The organism is Cytobacillus sp. FSL W8-0315 (assembly GCF_038002905.1).
Classification (GTDB): Bacteria; Bacillota; Bacilli; order Bacillales; family Cytobacillaceae; genus Cytobacillus; species Cytobacillus pseudoceanisediminis.
Map to the genome: position 1 here is coordinate 60,604 of NZ_JBBOOC010000002.1, position 14,987 is coordinate 75,590.

Genomic DNA, 14,987 nt, shown 5'->3' on the forward strand with positions numbered 1-14,987 from the left:
TTATACAAAGTGTTACCTCCTCTAGAATTAAACAGTAACCATTACGATTTATATATTATAAAAATTTTATTAATTAGGCAATATAACTTCTAAAATATGCAGAAAGTATGAAAATTAAAAGGGGGGCAATCCCCCCATAAACCTATTTCTGCTGCTCAACCCAGTCTTCATTGAAATGCTCAGCTTTTGAATAGTCCAATTTTGATTTATCCGTTGTCTGAATTCCGCTAAGTTTGTGGAAACGCAGCAAGTCCCCATATACCACCTTATCGGATAACTCAAGTTCATTTTTAACAATTTCTGAGTATTTTTGATATGGTGTAATGTTCTCAACAATTTGTCCTGTTTCGTTATCATAGATTTTACCTTTTACTGAAGTTACCTTATCGGTAATATAGTCGCCATTTCTAAACGCGACAATCTGATCTCTTTCTTTTGATAACAAGTCTGTTCCAAAGGCTACCTGATGTGAAGTGTCAATACCAAGAAGGTTTAAGACTGTTGGGCGCACATCAACTTCACCACTATAAGTTTCATTAACAAATCCCTTCAGGCTTGGTGCGTATATGAAAAGCGGCACTCTCTGCAATTGAGCTTGCTCAAAATCATTTATCTCTCTGTTCATAACTTTTGACATTGGCTTTTTGCGGTTTTCAGAAATTCCATAATGATCTCCGTACATCACTACCATGGTATTTTTATCAAGACCAGTAAGCTTTAAATCTTCAAAAAACTGCTTTAGAGCTTCATCTAAATATCGTGCAGTCTGGAAATAGCCATCAACTGTCTCGTCTCCTGTTTCTGCAGGCTCAATCGACTGATCTTCTTCGTCAATCGGATAGGGAAAATGATTAGACAGCGTAATTAACTTGGCATAAAATGGCTGAGGAATCGATTGTAAATAAGGGATAGTCTCTTTAAAAAATGGCTTGTCTTCCAGCCCATAGTTTATAACATTTTCTTCTTTCATATTATAATAAGTTGAGTCATAAAACATATCGTATCCCAATGACTTATACATTTCTTCCCTATTCCAAAATGATTTGTTATTCCCATGAAAAACGGCAGAATAATAGCCTTTATCTTTTAAGATAGCGGGTAATCCCTGGTACGTATTTTGTGCTTTAGTCGTAAAGACAGATCCTTGAGGAAGGGGATATAATGAATTTTCCATTAGGAATTCGGCATCAGACGTTTTGCCCTGTGCTGTCTGGTGAAAAAAATTCGGAAAATAGATTGCGTTCGGATCTTTTGCTAATGAGTTTAAGAAAGGAGTGACCTCTTCTCCATGTAGTTTATATCCGATAAGAAAATTCTGAAACGATTCCAACGAAATGTAAATGACATTCATTCCTTTGGCTGTACCAAAATAATCGGGATTAGGCTTTGCATGTTTGGATGATGTGTAATTTTCAACTGTTGTAATATCACTGCTGTCAGCCATAACTCTTTGGGCTGAAGACCTTGTGTTTTGGATAATATCATATATAGCAAAATTATATGCACCAAGATACTTTACAAGATAATTTCTATCAAAGCTTCTAGTTAACAATTGAGGCCTATCAGCTTCAGCAAGCCCAACATTTACTCCAAGTAGCAATAATCCCGATAAAAATACCTTACTTAAAGTTCTTCTCGGTAATCGACCCGGCATTTTCAGTCTCTTTGAAAGAATTAAAGCAAGTAACAATAAAGTATCAAAGAAATACAGGATGTCAGTTGGCTCTAGAAGCGCTGCGGCACTCCCTCCAACTTTCCCAAAATTCTGTGTCTGGAAAAGAACTGGAACAGTAATAAAATCGTTAAAGAAGCGATAATAAGCAACATTAGCATATAAGAAGAATGTTAAAATAAAATTCATGGCCAGCAGCACCCAATGCTGTTTTCTCCCTATAAAGAATAAGGCAATTCCTAAAAATAAAAGGGCAGAACTTATTGGGTTGAGCAATAATAAAAACTGCTGCATAGCATTGCTGACCCCTAAATTAAATTCGGTTTTGTAAATTAAATAAGTTTTTATCCAAAAGAATATTACTACAATATAAAAAAGGCCAAGTTTTTTGTTTAAAAGTGATTTAAAAAGATTAATACCAAGCATGTTAACACCCCAATCATATATTTTCACATTTGATTAGATTAATTAAATTATCTTTAACATCATTCTGGCAGGTAGGTTACTGCTTGACTCCCCATTTGCCTCCAGGCTTTAAGAAAATCTTCCTTATTCATAGACTTATTTTTCATCCCGGTTATAGGGTCATTAAAATAAATATTTTTATCATCATATCCAGTAATAAGGACCGAATGTTCTTTATAGGTTATATCGATTTCTCCTGCAGGGGTATTCCATTTTTCAAAAGCTGATTTTGGCAATTCCCTATAAGTCGTATTCGTAATAATCCAGACTGGAATGTCCAATGAAAGAAAAATCATAAGCTCGGAAAACTCTTTCCCTGTTAAATCTAGTATTTCTCCAGGTAAATATTTTTCAGCGAGTTCCTTAATAGGTTTATGATAAACTCCTAATCCAGGATTATCATATGAATACATATCCCCAATAAACCCATCATTTGGATGCCCCCAATAAATATTCCCTCCTTCTCTTTTCAAAGGAACAGAATTCTTTTTAATTTCACCGGCAAGTGTCATTTTATCAGTATCAATTCCTTTATATTGGAGCAGCATTGCAAGGCTAGTCACCTCACATCCTCTCGGCAGCTCGGGGAATTGCTTAATTACAGGAGCATCAATAAGAACTTTGTCCTTAATCTTTACAATTGTATTTTTATATTCTTGCTCCTCTAAAAGGTCTTGTGTGGTTTCTTTAGGTGATTCTGAAACTATTAAACTTCGTAGTTTTGAAAAATCTTCTTTTCCAGATAAAAGGATTAGTATTAAAACTGCGGCAGCAAAGCTATTCAATATTAAAAACAATTTCATTTTTTATTTCCTCGGCTTTTTTCTCTCAGTATCCTCGTTTTATATCCCTTGGCTACTGTTTCCTTATTTTACTTTTTAGGACAGTTTGTAAAAAAACAATCCAATGGAGCACCAAGACAACAGTCACCGTCACTAGAAAAGGCTTTTGTACCGGGTTATAACTCCCTAGTCTAAAAAAGAAGAGAAAGAACGCCGTGTGCAATATGATCAAAATGTATAGAGTTCCACTTTTTTTCTGGAGGTAGTTCCAACTCTTTTTTCCCAGTACTTCTATTGCTTTATTATTAGATATCAAAGCAAGTAAAAGTAAATAGGCAAGTCCCACTGTACCTAGAATATTTGCAAGGGTGAAACCAGGATCAAAAGAAAGCTGGCCCGTTTCTTGAATAACGCCAATAATTAATCTGATGGGTTCCCAGTAAAACCATCCCTCGAAAAGTATATAGACATGCAGGACTGCCATAATAAAGCACCAAATCCCCAACTCCCTTCTCCAGGATAAAAAGCGGACAAATAGGTTTGTTACTCGGCTTAATGGACCAATAATAATGGTTAAAATAAGAAAAACAAGAGCTACATCAGCATAAGCCCTGTTCCAGGCATGCATTGGACTCCATTCTGAACGGCTAACTAAGAATAAATAGACTAGAATTATGCTTGTCAATCCAATAACCAAGTGCCTTGTTAATATGCCCATGGTAAACAATACCCCTTTTCTTTTTTCCCGGAGTTTCATTAAGATCAGTTTTAATATGTCAAATTATTGGGTTTAAAATAGCACATTGGGTTAAAAGGCTAGAAAGTATTATCGCATATCTTTATCAAGAAAATATGCAGTTTTAACAAAAATACGAAAGCCGTTTGTATGAAGTGAGGCTTCCGTACTTTCAAGATTATATTCCTTACCTTAAAAATTCCTATACATTAGATGCTTTGTAGCTTTTCGAAAACAAATATTTGATTGTTTCTGCATCGCTGTCAGCTGGTAATTCAAACTCCCGTTCATAAAGTTCGGGTCCTTTACCGGTTATTACAATCCGATCTCCCTTTATTGAGTTTTTCCATGCATACTCAATAGCCCTTGTCCGATCTATTATCAGATGGATATTATTTGTTCCAATGTAATTAACTGACTTTTTTAAATCTAATATCATTTTTTCTAGTGCAACACCATTTAAGTCATCAAGTGTTAATATTATTTTGTCACAATATTTTGCGGAAATATCAAGCATTGCTAGCCTCTTGGTCATATCTTTGTTACCTCTAAAGCCAAATACATGCACAATTCTATTCCCATTTAATTTTTTTACTGTTTCCAAAAGGTTTTCTAGACCATCTGGAGTATGTGCGTAATCTAAGATAAAGTTGACACTTTGGCTATAATATTCTTCAAATCTCCCAGGAACTCCAGGGAAACTTTCTACTGCTCTTTTAATATCATTGACATTTACCCCAGCCCTATAAGCGCATAATATTGCCGCAAGTGCATTTTGCAGGTTGTGATTTCCGGGCATGGGCATTTTGATCTCTAACTTTACATTAGAACCCTGTATTCTTATTTTTGAAACTCCATCTTTAGTGCTTAATAACTGAAGATCATCATTCTCAGAAGTTCCGAATGATAAGACAGACTGACGCTTGTTCTTTAATTGGTTTATTAACTTCCTTCCCCAGGGACAGCCTGAGTTAATGATGGCCTCACCATTTTTTTTAAGAAGCTTAAATAATCCGGCCTTTGTATTGAAATACTCTTCCATATTTTGATGATAATCTAAATGATCATGAGTAAGGTTAGTGAAAATTCCATAATTGAATTCTATTCCCTCTACTCTTTTCTGATGCAGCCCATGTGAGGAAACTTCCATTACAACATTCTTGTCCATACTCATCCGAAGCATTTTATTTAATTCAAGTATGTCAGGTGTAGTTGCAGTAGACATGAGTTCAGTCCCATTCACAAAGTTTGAAACCGTGCTGAAGAGTGAGCAGGATTCGCTAGCAGTTTGAAAAATATGTTTTACCATATAAGCAGTTGTGGTCTTTCCATTTGTTCCAGTGATCCCAATCATGTTATGCATCTTAGATGGATCACAGTATAAAGTTTTAGCCAGATTCCCCAGGGCTTGCCTAGCATCTTGGACCTTAATGTATGGAACAGGAAGACAATCATATTCTGCTTCACCTACAACAGCAACGGCTCCATTAGAAATAGCTTCATTGATGAAGTTGTGGCCATCATGTTTTAATCCCTTTATAGCAACAAATATGTCTCCTTTTTTTACATTTCTTGACTTGAACTGAATTCGGTTTACTTCAATGTCAGATGCGTACTCCAATGAATTAGTGATGTCTGAAATAAGAGTTTTAAGCTTCATTTAATGCCTCCGTATATTAAAATAAAGAAGCTGTCTGAATACAGACAGCACAGTAAACTGACCTTTCAGTTAATAGACAAACTATCTATATCAATTTTATTTTTCCATTTCAACTTTCCCTGGAGCTGACATACGACAAGGCTAGTAATAAGGAGGTATAAAATGGAGGTATTTCTCATTTTTTAAATAAGTTTATCTTATTTTCTTATCCTCAATTCTACCCAGCCTTCATCATCATAAACTCCACAAAAAATGCATTTTTTCAACAGTTTTTTTAACATAATGAGCCTAAATTAAAGCAAAGATAGGCCACTTCATTGGTTTGATGTTTAATTAATCTCTTCAGCATATCCATGGCTAGCTTTCCCTGACCTTCTTCTTAAGTAGATTAAGACTGCAGCACCTATAATCAAGCTTAAGGACATGAGTTGAGCAATTCTTATTGATTCTGTAAGCATCAGACTATCCGTTCTTAGTCCTTCTACAAAAAATCTGCCCACAGAATACCAGATTATATATGAAAGAAAAACCTCTCCACGCTTTATAGGGAATTTCCTGATTAGAATTAAAATGAAAAAGCCTGCTATATTCCATAGTGACTCATATAAAAAGGTAGGATTATAATAGGCTCCTTCGATATACATTTGATTAATGATAAAGTCTGGTAAGTAAAGTCCTTCGAGGAAAGAACGGGTAACTTCTCCTCCATGCGCTTCCTGGTTCATAAAATTACCCCATCTTCCAATTGCCTGGCCTAGAAGAAGACTCGGTGCCGCAATATCAGCAAGTTTCCAAAATGAGAGGCCCTTTTTTCTTGCAAAAATAATCGCAGTCACTACTGCACCAATTAGTGCTCCATGAATAGCTATGCCACCTTCCCAAATCGCTATCATTTTGCCAGGGTTTTGAATATAATAATCCCATTTAAAAATCACATAATAGAGTCTTGCACTCAAAATTGATATAGGAATCGCCCACAATAACAGATCAGCAAATATATCTTTATCTAGTCCAAGTTTTTTTGATTCTCTTGTCGCAAGAAGCCAACCTAAAAACAGCCCTGTTCCAATAATCAATCCATACCAATAGACTGTGAATGGCCCTAATTCAAAGGCTATACGGTCAATTGCCTCAATACTTTCCATTGGGTTCTCACCTCTTTTTACTATTTGTAATTAGCAGTGTAACTGGATAATATCGAGAAAATGTGCAAGAATGATTAATTTTTCAAGAAAAAACTGTGACAAGCAAAAAATACAGTTCAGCTTACTAACAAACTCATGATAACGAAAGAAAAAGCCGCCTAATTACTATTAGGCGGCTTTTGGGATTTTATTAATCTATATTTACTTAATCTGTAATGGTTATTCCATTCGGCACACCTTTTACTTCAATTGTTTCAATTACCTCATTCTTTTCTTTATCAATGATGCTCACCGTATCTTCAAACATATTTGTAACATAAACCTTCTTATTATCTGGACTTGTTACAACTCCATGTGATCCTTTTCCAGTTATAATTTCAGACGTTGCTTTTTTTGCAGCAAGATCTATGACTGTCACACTGTTTGAAGGATTTTCTTCTGTTCCTTGGTTTGCAACGTAGGCAAACTGATCTTTCTCATCAATATATACTTGTGCGGGGCCAGTCCCAACAGGAATTTTAGCAACCTTCTCAGTAGCCAAATCCACTACTGCGAGAGCATTTTCTCCATTTAATGTAGCCACAAGCGTTTTTCCATCTGAAGTGACACCTGTAGTAACAGGAGCTGCTCCTACTTTAATTCGTTTTTCCTCATTCATCGTATCAAGATTAACAACACTGACTGTATCTTCACCCATGTTTGCAATATAAGCGCTCTTACTGTCTGCTGAAATTCTGAAACCATGTGGCCCTTTTCCTGTATCTACTGTTCTAACCACATTAAAACTTGCCATATCAATGACAGTAACATTGTTGTCTTCATTGTTAGTTACGATCGCATGCTTCCCATCCTCTGTAAAAACAATGTGAGCAGGATGATTTCCAACTTCGACCTCCTTCAACAGTTCATCACTCTCAATGCTGAAAAAAAGCGCTTTTGCACTCATTTCCATTTCCTCTCCATGGCCATTATCATCACCGCCATGCCCCGCCATCTTTGGTACAACCGTTGCCCCAATCATTTTTCCGTCTGGTGCTACCTGAACATTATGAACAGAACCATCTACTTCTATTGTCGATACGATTGAATTGGTTGCTGCATCAATTTTTGAGATGCTGCCTCCTTCGTTAGCTGTGTAATAATATTGGACTGTTTTCGTCCCGTCAGCATGTTCATCATTGTTTTCTGTTTGTTGTTCTTTGTCTTCAACTTTGTTTGCAGCTACATTGTCCCCAGTTTTACTTGCTGAACTGCATCCAACCAATATCAACGCTCCTAATATCAAAGTAGCAATGAATATACTCATTTTTAACTTAGTCATGAAAATGACCTCCTTTGCGAATTTAACGTAATCTTATTAAGCAAAGAAGAATTGAAAAGTGATTTATTTCACTTATACAAGTAAATATTCAAAAAGTCTAACAATCTTTTGAAATCCATCAAATCTTCATATTTGGGGTGTAGGATAATAGTTTTCTCGCAAAAAAATAAACAGGAAAAACTGCATTCCCTGTTCAGTAAGAAATCTTCAGTTTTATCTAAATACAATACTTAAAATACCTATTACTACCAAAATCATAGACCAGATAATAAAAAATAACCCTGAGGATATTCTCTTTTTACCATTTTTTTCTTTCCTATTGGTACAACATGCCATACGACATCACTTCCCATCTTTTCGGTTTTCTCCGCTTGATTGGGCTAAGTAAAGCTTGAAAAAAATATTCATCTGGTAATTAATTAATATTCGCCACCTCATCTATACATTATTTAGGTTAACATCATTTTTCGCAGAATATAATCCCCTACAAATATGAATGGTGTAATAAATCTAAATTAGATGACCAATGTATTACATAAAAAATTTCGTTATAAATTTTATTATCCATAATTTCTGCATTTATTTTTATTATGATTTGTTTAAATAATTACAGGAGGTTATCGATATGAAGATTAAACTGCTTGCTATATTCATTTTTTCAATTCTTTTTCTCGCTGCCTGTTCTAATAGTGGTATGAGTGGAATGGACCACGAAAACATGGACATGGAAGAGGATAATAGTTCTGAAGAAAAAGAGGAAGTCGAGGTATTGAAGACTACTAGCACTACTGAAACACTTACAGGCAATGAAATTAACATTGTTGCTCAAGAAGGCAAACATCAGCTGAATGAGAATGTTAGCGTTAATGCCCTAACATTCAATGGTTCAGTCCCTGGTTCCCAAATACGGGTAAAGCAAGGGGAAAAGGTAAAAATCAACCTAAAAAATGAACTTAATGAACCAGTTTCCATTCACTGGCATGGAATTAGAGTTCCCAATGATATGGATGGTATACCAGGTGTGACACAAAACGCAGTCCAGCCAGGTAAATCTTTCACATATGAATTTACCCCAGAGGATCCTGGAACATACATGTACCATACCCATCAAAATGCTGTTGAGCAGATGGATAAAGGGCTATACGGTTCATTTATCGTAGAACCAAACGAAAAAACTTATGACCGTGATTATACCCTCATGCTTGATGAGTGGATGAGCAAGCCTGAAGAAGGTGAATCCAGCATGGAAGGTATGGATCATAGCAACATGGGTTCAGAAGAAGATAAAGATAAAGAGACTGATTCTGAAGAATCAAGTATGAGCGGCATGGATCACGGCAGCATGGAGTCAGAAGATAATGAAAGCATGAATGGAATGGGAGAAATGGGTCATGACATGAGTGCTTACGATATCTTTTCGATAAATGGCAAAAGCGGCGACAGCATTGAGCCCTTAAAGGTAAAAGAAGGAGAAAAAGTTAGAATTCGTCTTGTCAATGTTGGGTACATGTCTCATAAGATCCATCTGCATGGTCATGATTTTAAAGTAGCGGCCATTGATGGGCAAGAACTAAATGAACCAAAAGAAATTAAAGATCAGGTGATCACAATAGCCCCTGGTGAGCGATATGACATAGAGTTTATAGCAGACAACCCTGGTGAATGGTTTATAGAGTGCCACGGAGACATGGAAGGCACAAGTGGTATGAAGACAATGATACAATATGAAAACTCTCCTGGCTCTACTGATAAATCCAACCAATCCGAAGAGCTTCCAGAATTCACATTTATGAATTATGGCGGTTCTGACAAAGGTGAATTTTCGCTTGATCAGGAATATGATGTTGAATATAAAATGGATTTAAACACAGCGATGGATGGCAGCGAAATGGCTTATACGATTAACGGAAATACATTCCCAGATACTGATAACATAAATGTCAAGGAAGGCGACCTCGTTAAGGTAACATTGACTAATAATTCTCAAATGGATGACCATCCTATGCACTTGCATGGTCACTTCTTCCAAGTCCTTAGCAAGAATGGGAAACCTGTAGAAGGTTCTCCGATTATGAAAGATACGATTAACCTAAAGCCTGGTGATGAATATGTTGTTGCGTTTAAAGCTGATAATCCTGGCAATTGGCTATTCCATTGTCATGATCTTCACCATGCGACAGCAGGAATGGTGAATATGGTTAAATACAATGACTTTAAACCAAGCTTCACACCTGATCCTAAGGCAAATAATAAACCAGAGTAATTATCAATCCGCTAAGCAATCAAAGAAGCGGCCTGGCAAATAGGTCGCTTCTTTGGAAAGTTCGAATCTCGTTATGTTAATAAAAAGGAGTGGTTTTAATGGGTATAGTCATTATATTTGGGCTAGTCGCTTTATTTGCCGGGTTTGGCACTTTTACTGCACTAAAAAATAAAAATATCCTAGGCGTCCTGTTTGGATTAGGAAGCTTTCTTGTTTTTGGCTGGTTCTCCTTAATGACTTTTATAAATTCAGGGTACCCTGCTATGTGAAAAAATCAATTTGAATATAAGATGAAAGGACCCCTCCTGGGTCCTTTCATCTTATAGATTAGTAATTACTACTTACAGCATAATTCTTTTTAATAATTATTTACACAAGCCGACATTGTTTCTTTTGTTGTCTGCGGATGACACTCAGATTCTGCCTCTGGTGCTTTTTTAAGTGCCATCCATTTTCCTCTTTTGAACTGGATAACTAAAACAATAGCCCTGAATGCAATGTCTACGCCAATCGCAATCCAAACGCCGGCCAATCCCCAGCCCAGCACAATACCTAAAACGTACACAAGAACTGTTCTTATTGCCCACATCCCAAAAGCTGTCAGGTACATTGGGAATTTTGTATTGTTTGCACCTTGGAAAGCTCCTGTTAGTACCATAAGGACAGCTAAAAATGGTTGGAAAACTCCTGATATCTTTAGAGCTGTTCCAATATTTTCGATTACTTCTTGATCCTCTGTAAAGAAACTTCCTGCCCATTCACCGAGAAAGAACAATATAGCCCCCAGAGCAGTCATTGATGCTAAAGTTACGACGGTTGTGAGTTTTGCATATCTTCTCGCTTCATCAAGGTTTCCTGCACCGATTTGTTGCCCAACGAGTATTGTAGCTGCAGTTGCGAATCCATACCCAATCATATAAGAAAACACTTCAATATTCCCTGCAATTTGGTGGGCAGCAAATGCATTTGTTCCCAACGCCACAACAAAACCAAAATAGACGATTTGCCCTGCTCTCATCAAAAGGCGTTCACCTGCTGCTGGTGCTCCAAGTGTTGTGAGCTCCATTAAATGTACTTTGTCAGGTTTCCAGTAATCCCGTCGGAAAGCAAGAACTTTTGAGCGTTTTAGATAGTATATAAGCGCAGCACTGCCAACAAGACGTGCAAAAACAGTTGCTAGAGCAGCACCTACAATTCCCATTGCAGGAATAAATAAAAACCCAAATATTAGAATGTAATCTAATACTGCATTAACAATATTAATAATGATACTTACCTTCATAGGTGTTTTTGTATCTCCAGCCCCTCTTAATATGGCACTCAATACAAACATTAAAGACATGAAGATCGAGGGAATGCCTACTATGCGAAAATAAAGAGAACCAGCTTCTAACACATCAGCCTCTATTCCCATAAGTTTTAGCAAAGGCTCTGCAAAAAATAGGGTTCCTAGACCTGTTAGCAAACCAAAAAGAATAGCAAGAACTATAGATTGCTGGGAAATATGTCTTCCCTTTTCAGGTTGATTCGCCCCCAGAAAGTTGGCAATTCTTACGTTTGCAGCCACTCCAATTGCCATGAATAACGCAAAATAAATTGCAAGAACTGCATTAGTAACTCCAACAGCGGATACTTCTGCCAACCCTAGCTTGGAGACAAAATAGGTGTCTACAAAACCAAGGATGGTTTGGAAAAAATTTTCGATTACTGCAGGAATGGCAAGGACTATTATGATTTTTAGCCTATCTTTATTAGATTGAATATTTTTCAGTTTTGTTTCTACTACATCTTCTTTCAACTATTTCTCCCCCATTTCTGAGAAGACTGTAAACAATAATAGGATGCTTATAAAATGGGGCACACCTCATATGTGTGCCCCATTTTATAATTAGACTATCAACATTATTTACTTATCCGGAATATTTATAACGAATGGAACTGTATAGAGTTTTCCAAGGTATTTGAATTGTCCCCAAATTTTATATACGCCTGAAATAGGGAAGGTAGTCATATATTCAACATCCGGTCCTTTGGCAGACTCATCTTTAGGATGGACATGGAGAAACTCTTCCATTTTTTCACTTACAATTACGACATGTCCGGCTGATCCAAGATAAGGTTCCAAATCCTTGATTTTATTTCCTTTGTTATCAGTGACTGTAAATGTCATTAGAATATGCTTTTTTAAAGCCAAGTCATCGAATTTTAACTCAAATACCAAGTCTTCTACAGTTTTGATTAACTCCTTATCCGGATAAATTCCTTCATTTTGTTCTTTGCCCTCAACTATTAAATCAAACTTGGAAAGCTGCTGCGCTGAACCTTCTGGGAGGAAATCAGCAAATATTTTGTACTTTCCCGCTTTTGGTAAAATAGCCTTTACACTAAACCTGCCTTCACCATCATAATTGGGATGCAAATGCTGAAAAGTACTTAGATCGTTACTGATAACAAGCAAGTGCATCTGTTTTTCATGTACCATGGAAAAACAAGTAATATTCTTTCCTTCATTTTTGACTATTAAAGTAACTTCAACTTCCTGATTAGGTTTAACAGCAGTTGGACTGATAAACCATTCAGTTTGTATGTCCTTTAAACGAGCTGCTTCTATATGGTTATGGGATTCATGCTCATGAATATTATGGCTGGATTGCTGATTCATTATTTCACCTCAACAAATTTATTCTTTTATTATATGCTGAAAATATTTGATAACTTTATTTTGTTCTACCGCTGTACCCAACGGCACTATTTCTGCGTTTTGTCCTTTTAAAAATTCGGTTATTTCTTCTATTATCTTCACTTGTTGGAGAGCCATCTCAATATGAATTTGTTTCACTTTAGGGTCTTTCATTTTTAGTGCAGAAACAAAATTATTTTGAGCCATCGACTCGGCAGAAGCCTTTCCTTCCAATGCAATATGTTTTTCTGCATTTGGATTGCTTTCATTTTCTATTTCCTGAATGGTTTCTACTTTAGGTAAATGATCTAATTTTGGAAGTTCTGGGAATTCACTTTTATCAGGATCCATTATTTCAAGCATTATTCTGGTGTGGCTCCGCAAAATACCCAACTGTTTTATAAGTATTTTTCGCAATTCCCCATTTTTTTCTTGCTTTAAGTATGTTTTAAATTTAAAAATCATTCCATCATGTGATGATAAATGAGAAGTTATAATCCCCATATCCGAAGCTGGTAGTAACATATTTTCTATTCCTCCTAATGTTTTTTCATCCTTTAATTTTTACCACTGCAATTTGCCTATAAACTACACAAAAAATGCATATTTACCTAAAGAAGTGCTTTTCGGTTGCTATTAAAAATATAAGCAGGATATCATTTATTAATACATAGGTAGGTATAAGAGTTTTTTGACTGTTTACTCTATACAGTCTTTTAAAAGACTAAGAAAAAATATGAAAGAGGTAGAAGAATTTGAAAAAGGGTATTATGGTTGTTCTCAGCATTTTTGTTTTATCTTTTGGAGCCCTGTTTCTATTCATGAGATTTTCAGGCATGGGCGGCAATACTCCCAATGGTGCCATGGGCGGTATAGGAAATGGACCAGAAAACATGGAAAATGAGGAATCCTTATTTAATACCCCTTTACCAATCCCTCCTTTGTTAGAGGATACAAACCCAGATCCTAAAAAGGCAGAATTTTATTTGACTGCACAGGAATCAGAAAAAGAATTTATTAAAGACAAGAAGACAAAAACATTAGGCTATAACGGTGATTACCTCGGACCAGTCATTAGAGTAAAAAATGGTGAAGAAGTTTCCGTAAAAGTAGAAAACGATATGAGTGTCGGAACTACTGTCCACTGGCATGGGCTTGAAGTAGATGGTGACCAGGATGGCGGGCCTCATTCGGGAATCCTGCCGGGTGAAACCTGGAATCCGAATTTTACTATAAGTCAGCCTGCTGCGACATTATGGTATCACCCTCACCTTTTGCACACAACAGGAGAACAGGTATATATGGGACTTGCGGGATTGTTTTATATAGATGATGAAGTCTCGGAAAATCTCAATATCCCCAAAGAATATGGTGTGGATGATATACCGCTGGTAATCCAAGATAAGCAATTTAATTCAGGTGGAAAATATGAATATAATCTGGGGATGCACGATGTGATGATGGGACTTCAGGGTGAGAGGATACTTGTGAATGGTGCTATCAACCCTTACTTGGAAGTGCCTAGAGGAAAGGTACGTCTTCGCCTGTTAAACGGCTCAAATGCAAGAATTTACGAATTTAAGTTTAGCAGTGCCCAATCATTCCAACAGATTGCAAGTGATGGCGGGTTTTTAGAACAGCCTGCTGAAATGAATAGCTTAATTTTGAGCTCCGCTGAAAGGGCTGAGATTATTGTTGATTTTTCCAATTATAATGAAGGGGATGTCGTCCATTTAACTGACCAAGGAAGCGAGTTTATGAAGTTCGTTGTTAATGCAAACGAAGGAAAAGGTTATGCTGTTCCTGATCAAATAACAGATATCCCTGAGATTAATCCGGGAAATGCCATTCGCACTAGAGAATTTGTCATGCAGGGAATGGGTAGAAATGTAAACATTAATGGCAAACAAATGGATATGAATCAAATTGATGAAGAAGTGAACCTTGGAGACACTGAAATATGGGAGATTTCTAATGATGGTTCCAGTATGGGTGGAATGATGGGAGGCAATGGGGGTATTGCCCATCCTTTCCATGCTCATGGTGTGCAATTCCAAATCATTGACAGAGACGGAAACCCGCCTCCACCAAATGAGAGAGGGTGGAAGGATACCATACTCGTCTACCCAGGAGAAAAAGTTAGAGCAATTGCAACCTTTGATCATGAGGGGATTTTTATGTATCATTGCCATATTTTAGAGCATGAAGATGCGGGGATGATGGGACAGTTTGAGGTTAAAGATAGATTGTAAGTAAAGAACAA

Annotated in this window: 12 protein-coding genes; 3 read left to right on the forward strand and 9 right to left on the reverse strand. The window is 36.6% G+C overall.

Going from position 1 to position 14,987, the window contains the following annotated elements:
• Positions 1-142 precede the first annotated feature (142 nt).
• The 6 genes from MKY20_RS24145 to MKY20_RS24170 form a co-directional block, all read right to left on the reverse strand.
• Positions 143-2,098, reverse strand: a complete 1,956-nt coding sequence (locus MKY20_RS24145; RefSeq protein ID WP_009336008.1) for an LTA synthase family protein — start codon at positions 2,096-2,098, stop codon at positions 143-145.
• A gap of 59 nt (positions 2,099-2,157) precedes the next feature.
• Positions 2,158-2,940: a C39 family peptidase gene (locus tag MKY20_RS24150; RefSeq protein ID WP_009336007.1), complete on the reverse strand. Its 783-nt coding sequence runs from the start codon at positions 2,938-2,940 to the stop codon at positions 2,158-2,160.
• A 52-nt stretch (positions 2,941-2,992) separates the two neighbouring features.
• Positions 2,993-3,637 (reverse strand): ferric reductase-like transmembrane domain-containing protein, encoded by a 645-nt coding sequence (locus tag MKY20_RS24155; protein WP_009336006.1) that lies wholly within the window; start codon positions 3,635-3,637, stop codon positions 2,993-2,995.
• Between the two features lie 220 nt (positions 3,638-3,857).
• On the reverse strand, positions 3,858-5,315 hold the full coding sequence (locus MKY20_RS24160) for a UDP-N-acetylmuramoyl-L-alanyl-D-glutamate--2,6-diaminopimelate ligase (protein ID WP_009336005.1): 1,458 nt from the start codon (positions 5,313-5,315) through the stop codon (positions 3,858-3,860).
• A gap of 329 nt (positions 5,316-5,644) precedes the next feature.
• Positions 5,645-6,460: a prolipoprotein diacylglyceryl transferase gene (gene lgt / locus MKY20_RS24165; protein WP_009336004.1), complete on the reverse strand. Its 816-nt coding sequence runs from the start codon at positions 6,458-6,460 to the stop codon at positions 5,645-5,647.
• Positions 6,461-6,665: 205 nt separating this feature from the next.
• Positions 6,666-7,781: a YncE family protein gene (locus tag MKY20_RS24170; RefSeq protein WP_341003457.1), complete on the reverse strand. Its 1,116-nt coding sequence runs from the start codon at positions 7,779-7,781 to the stop codon at positions 6,666-6,668.
• 625 nt (positions 7,782-8,406) lie between these two features.
• On the opposite strand from MKY20_RS24170, the gene MKY20_RS24175 reads away from it, so the two are divergent.
• A complete protein-coding gene (locus MKY20_RS24175) occupies positions 8,407-10,044 on the forward strand; it encodes a multicopper oxidase family protein (RefSeq protein ID WP_009336001.1) in 1,638 nt (545 codons plus the stop codon).
• Positions 10,045-10,142: 98 nt separating this feature from the next.
• On the forward strand, positions 10,143-10,313 hold the full coding sequence (locus MKY20_RS24180) for a DUF2759 domain-containing protein (protein WP_009336000.1): 171 nt from the start codon (positions 10,143-10,145) through the stop codon (positions 10,311-10,313).
• An 89-nt stretch (positions 10,314-10,402) separates the two neighbouring features.
• On the opposite strand, the gene MKY20_RS24185 is transcribed toward MKY20_RS24180, so the two are convergent.
• The 3 genes from MKY20_RS24185 to MKY20_RS24195 form a co-directional block, all read right to left on the reverse strand.
• Positions 10,403-11,842: an MATE family efflux transporter gene (locus tag MKY20_RS24185; RefSeq protein ID WP_009335999.1), complete on the reverse strand. Its 1,440-nt coding sequence runs from the start codon at positions 11,840-11,842 to the stop codon at positions 10,403-10,405.
• Positions 11,843-11,950: 108 nt separating this feature from the next.
• On the reverse strand, positions 11,951-12,706 hold the full coding sequence (locus tag MKY20_RS24190; protein WP_009335998.1) for a hypothetical protein: 756 nt from the start codon (positions 12,704-12,706) through the stop codon (positions 11,951-11,953).
• A gap of 18 nt (positions 12,707-12,724) precedes the next feature.
• A complete protein-coding gene (locus tag MKY20_RS24195; RefSeq protein WP_009335997.1) occupies positions 12,725-13,249 on the reverse strand; it encodes a hypothetical protein in 525 nt (174 codons plus the stop codon).
• 230 nt (positions 13,250-13,479) lie between these two features.
• On the opposite strand from MKY20_RS24195, the gene MKY20_RS24200 reads away from it, so the two are divergent.
• Positions 13,480-14,976, forward strand: a complete 1,497-nt coding sequence (locus MKY20_RS24200) for a multicopper oxidase family protein (RefSeq protein ID WP_232292552.1) — start codon at positions 13,480-13,482, stop codon at positions 14,974-14,976.
• The last annotated feature ends 11 nt before the right edge of the window (positions 14,977-14,987 follow it).

Bases quoted from the DNA above. Each gene is read 5' to 3' on its own strand.
- MKY20_RS24190 (WP_009335998.1), bottom strand. From the start codon at position 12,706: ATGAATCAGCAATCCAGCCATAATATTCATGAGCATGAATCCCATAAC.
- MKY20_RS24180 (WP_009336000.1), top strand. From the start codon at position 10,143: ATGGGTATAGTCATTATATTTGGGCTAGTCGCTTTATTTGCCGGGTTT.
- MKY20_RS24150 (WP_009336007.1), bottom strand. From the start codon at position 2,940: ATGAAATTGTTTTTAATATTGAATAGCTTTGCTGCCGCAGTTTTAATA.
- lgt (WP_009336004.1), bottom strand. From the start codon at position 6,460: ATGGAAAGTATTGAGGCAATTGACCGTATAGCCTTTGAATTAGGGCCA.
- MKY20_RS24145 (WP_009336008.1), bottom strand. From the start codon at position 2,098: ATGCTTGGTATTAATCTTTTTAAATCACTTTTAAACAAAAAACTTGGC.
- MKY20_RS24155 (WP_009336006.1), bottom strand. From the start codon at position 3,637: ATGGGCATATTAACAAGGCACTTGGTTATTGGATTGACAAGCATAATT.
- MKY20_RS24160 (WP_009336005.1), bottom strand. From the start codon at position 5,315: ATGAAGCTTAAAACTCTTATTTCAGACATCACTAATTCATTGGAGTAC.
- MKY20_RS24175 (WP_009336001.1), top strand. From the start codon at position 8,407: ATGAAGATTAAACTGCTTGCTATATTCATTTTTTCAATTCTTTTTCTC.
- MKY20_RS24170 (WP_341003457.1), bottom strand. From the start codon at position 7,781: ATGACTAAGTTAAAAATGAGTATATTCATTGCTACTTTGATATTAGGA.
- MKY20_RS24195 (WP_009335997.1), bottom strand. From the start codon at position 13,249: ATGTTACTACCAGCTTCGGATATGGGGATTATAACTTCTCATTTATCA.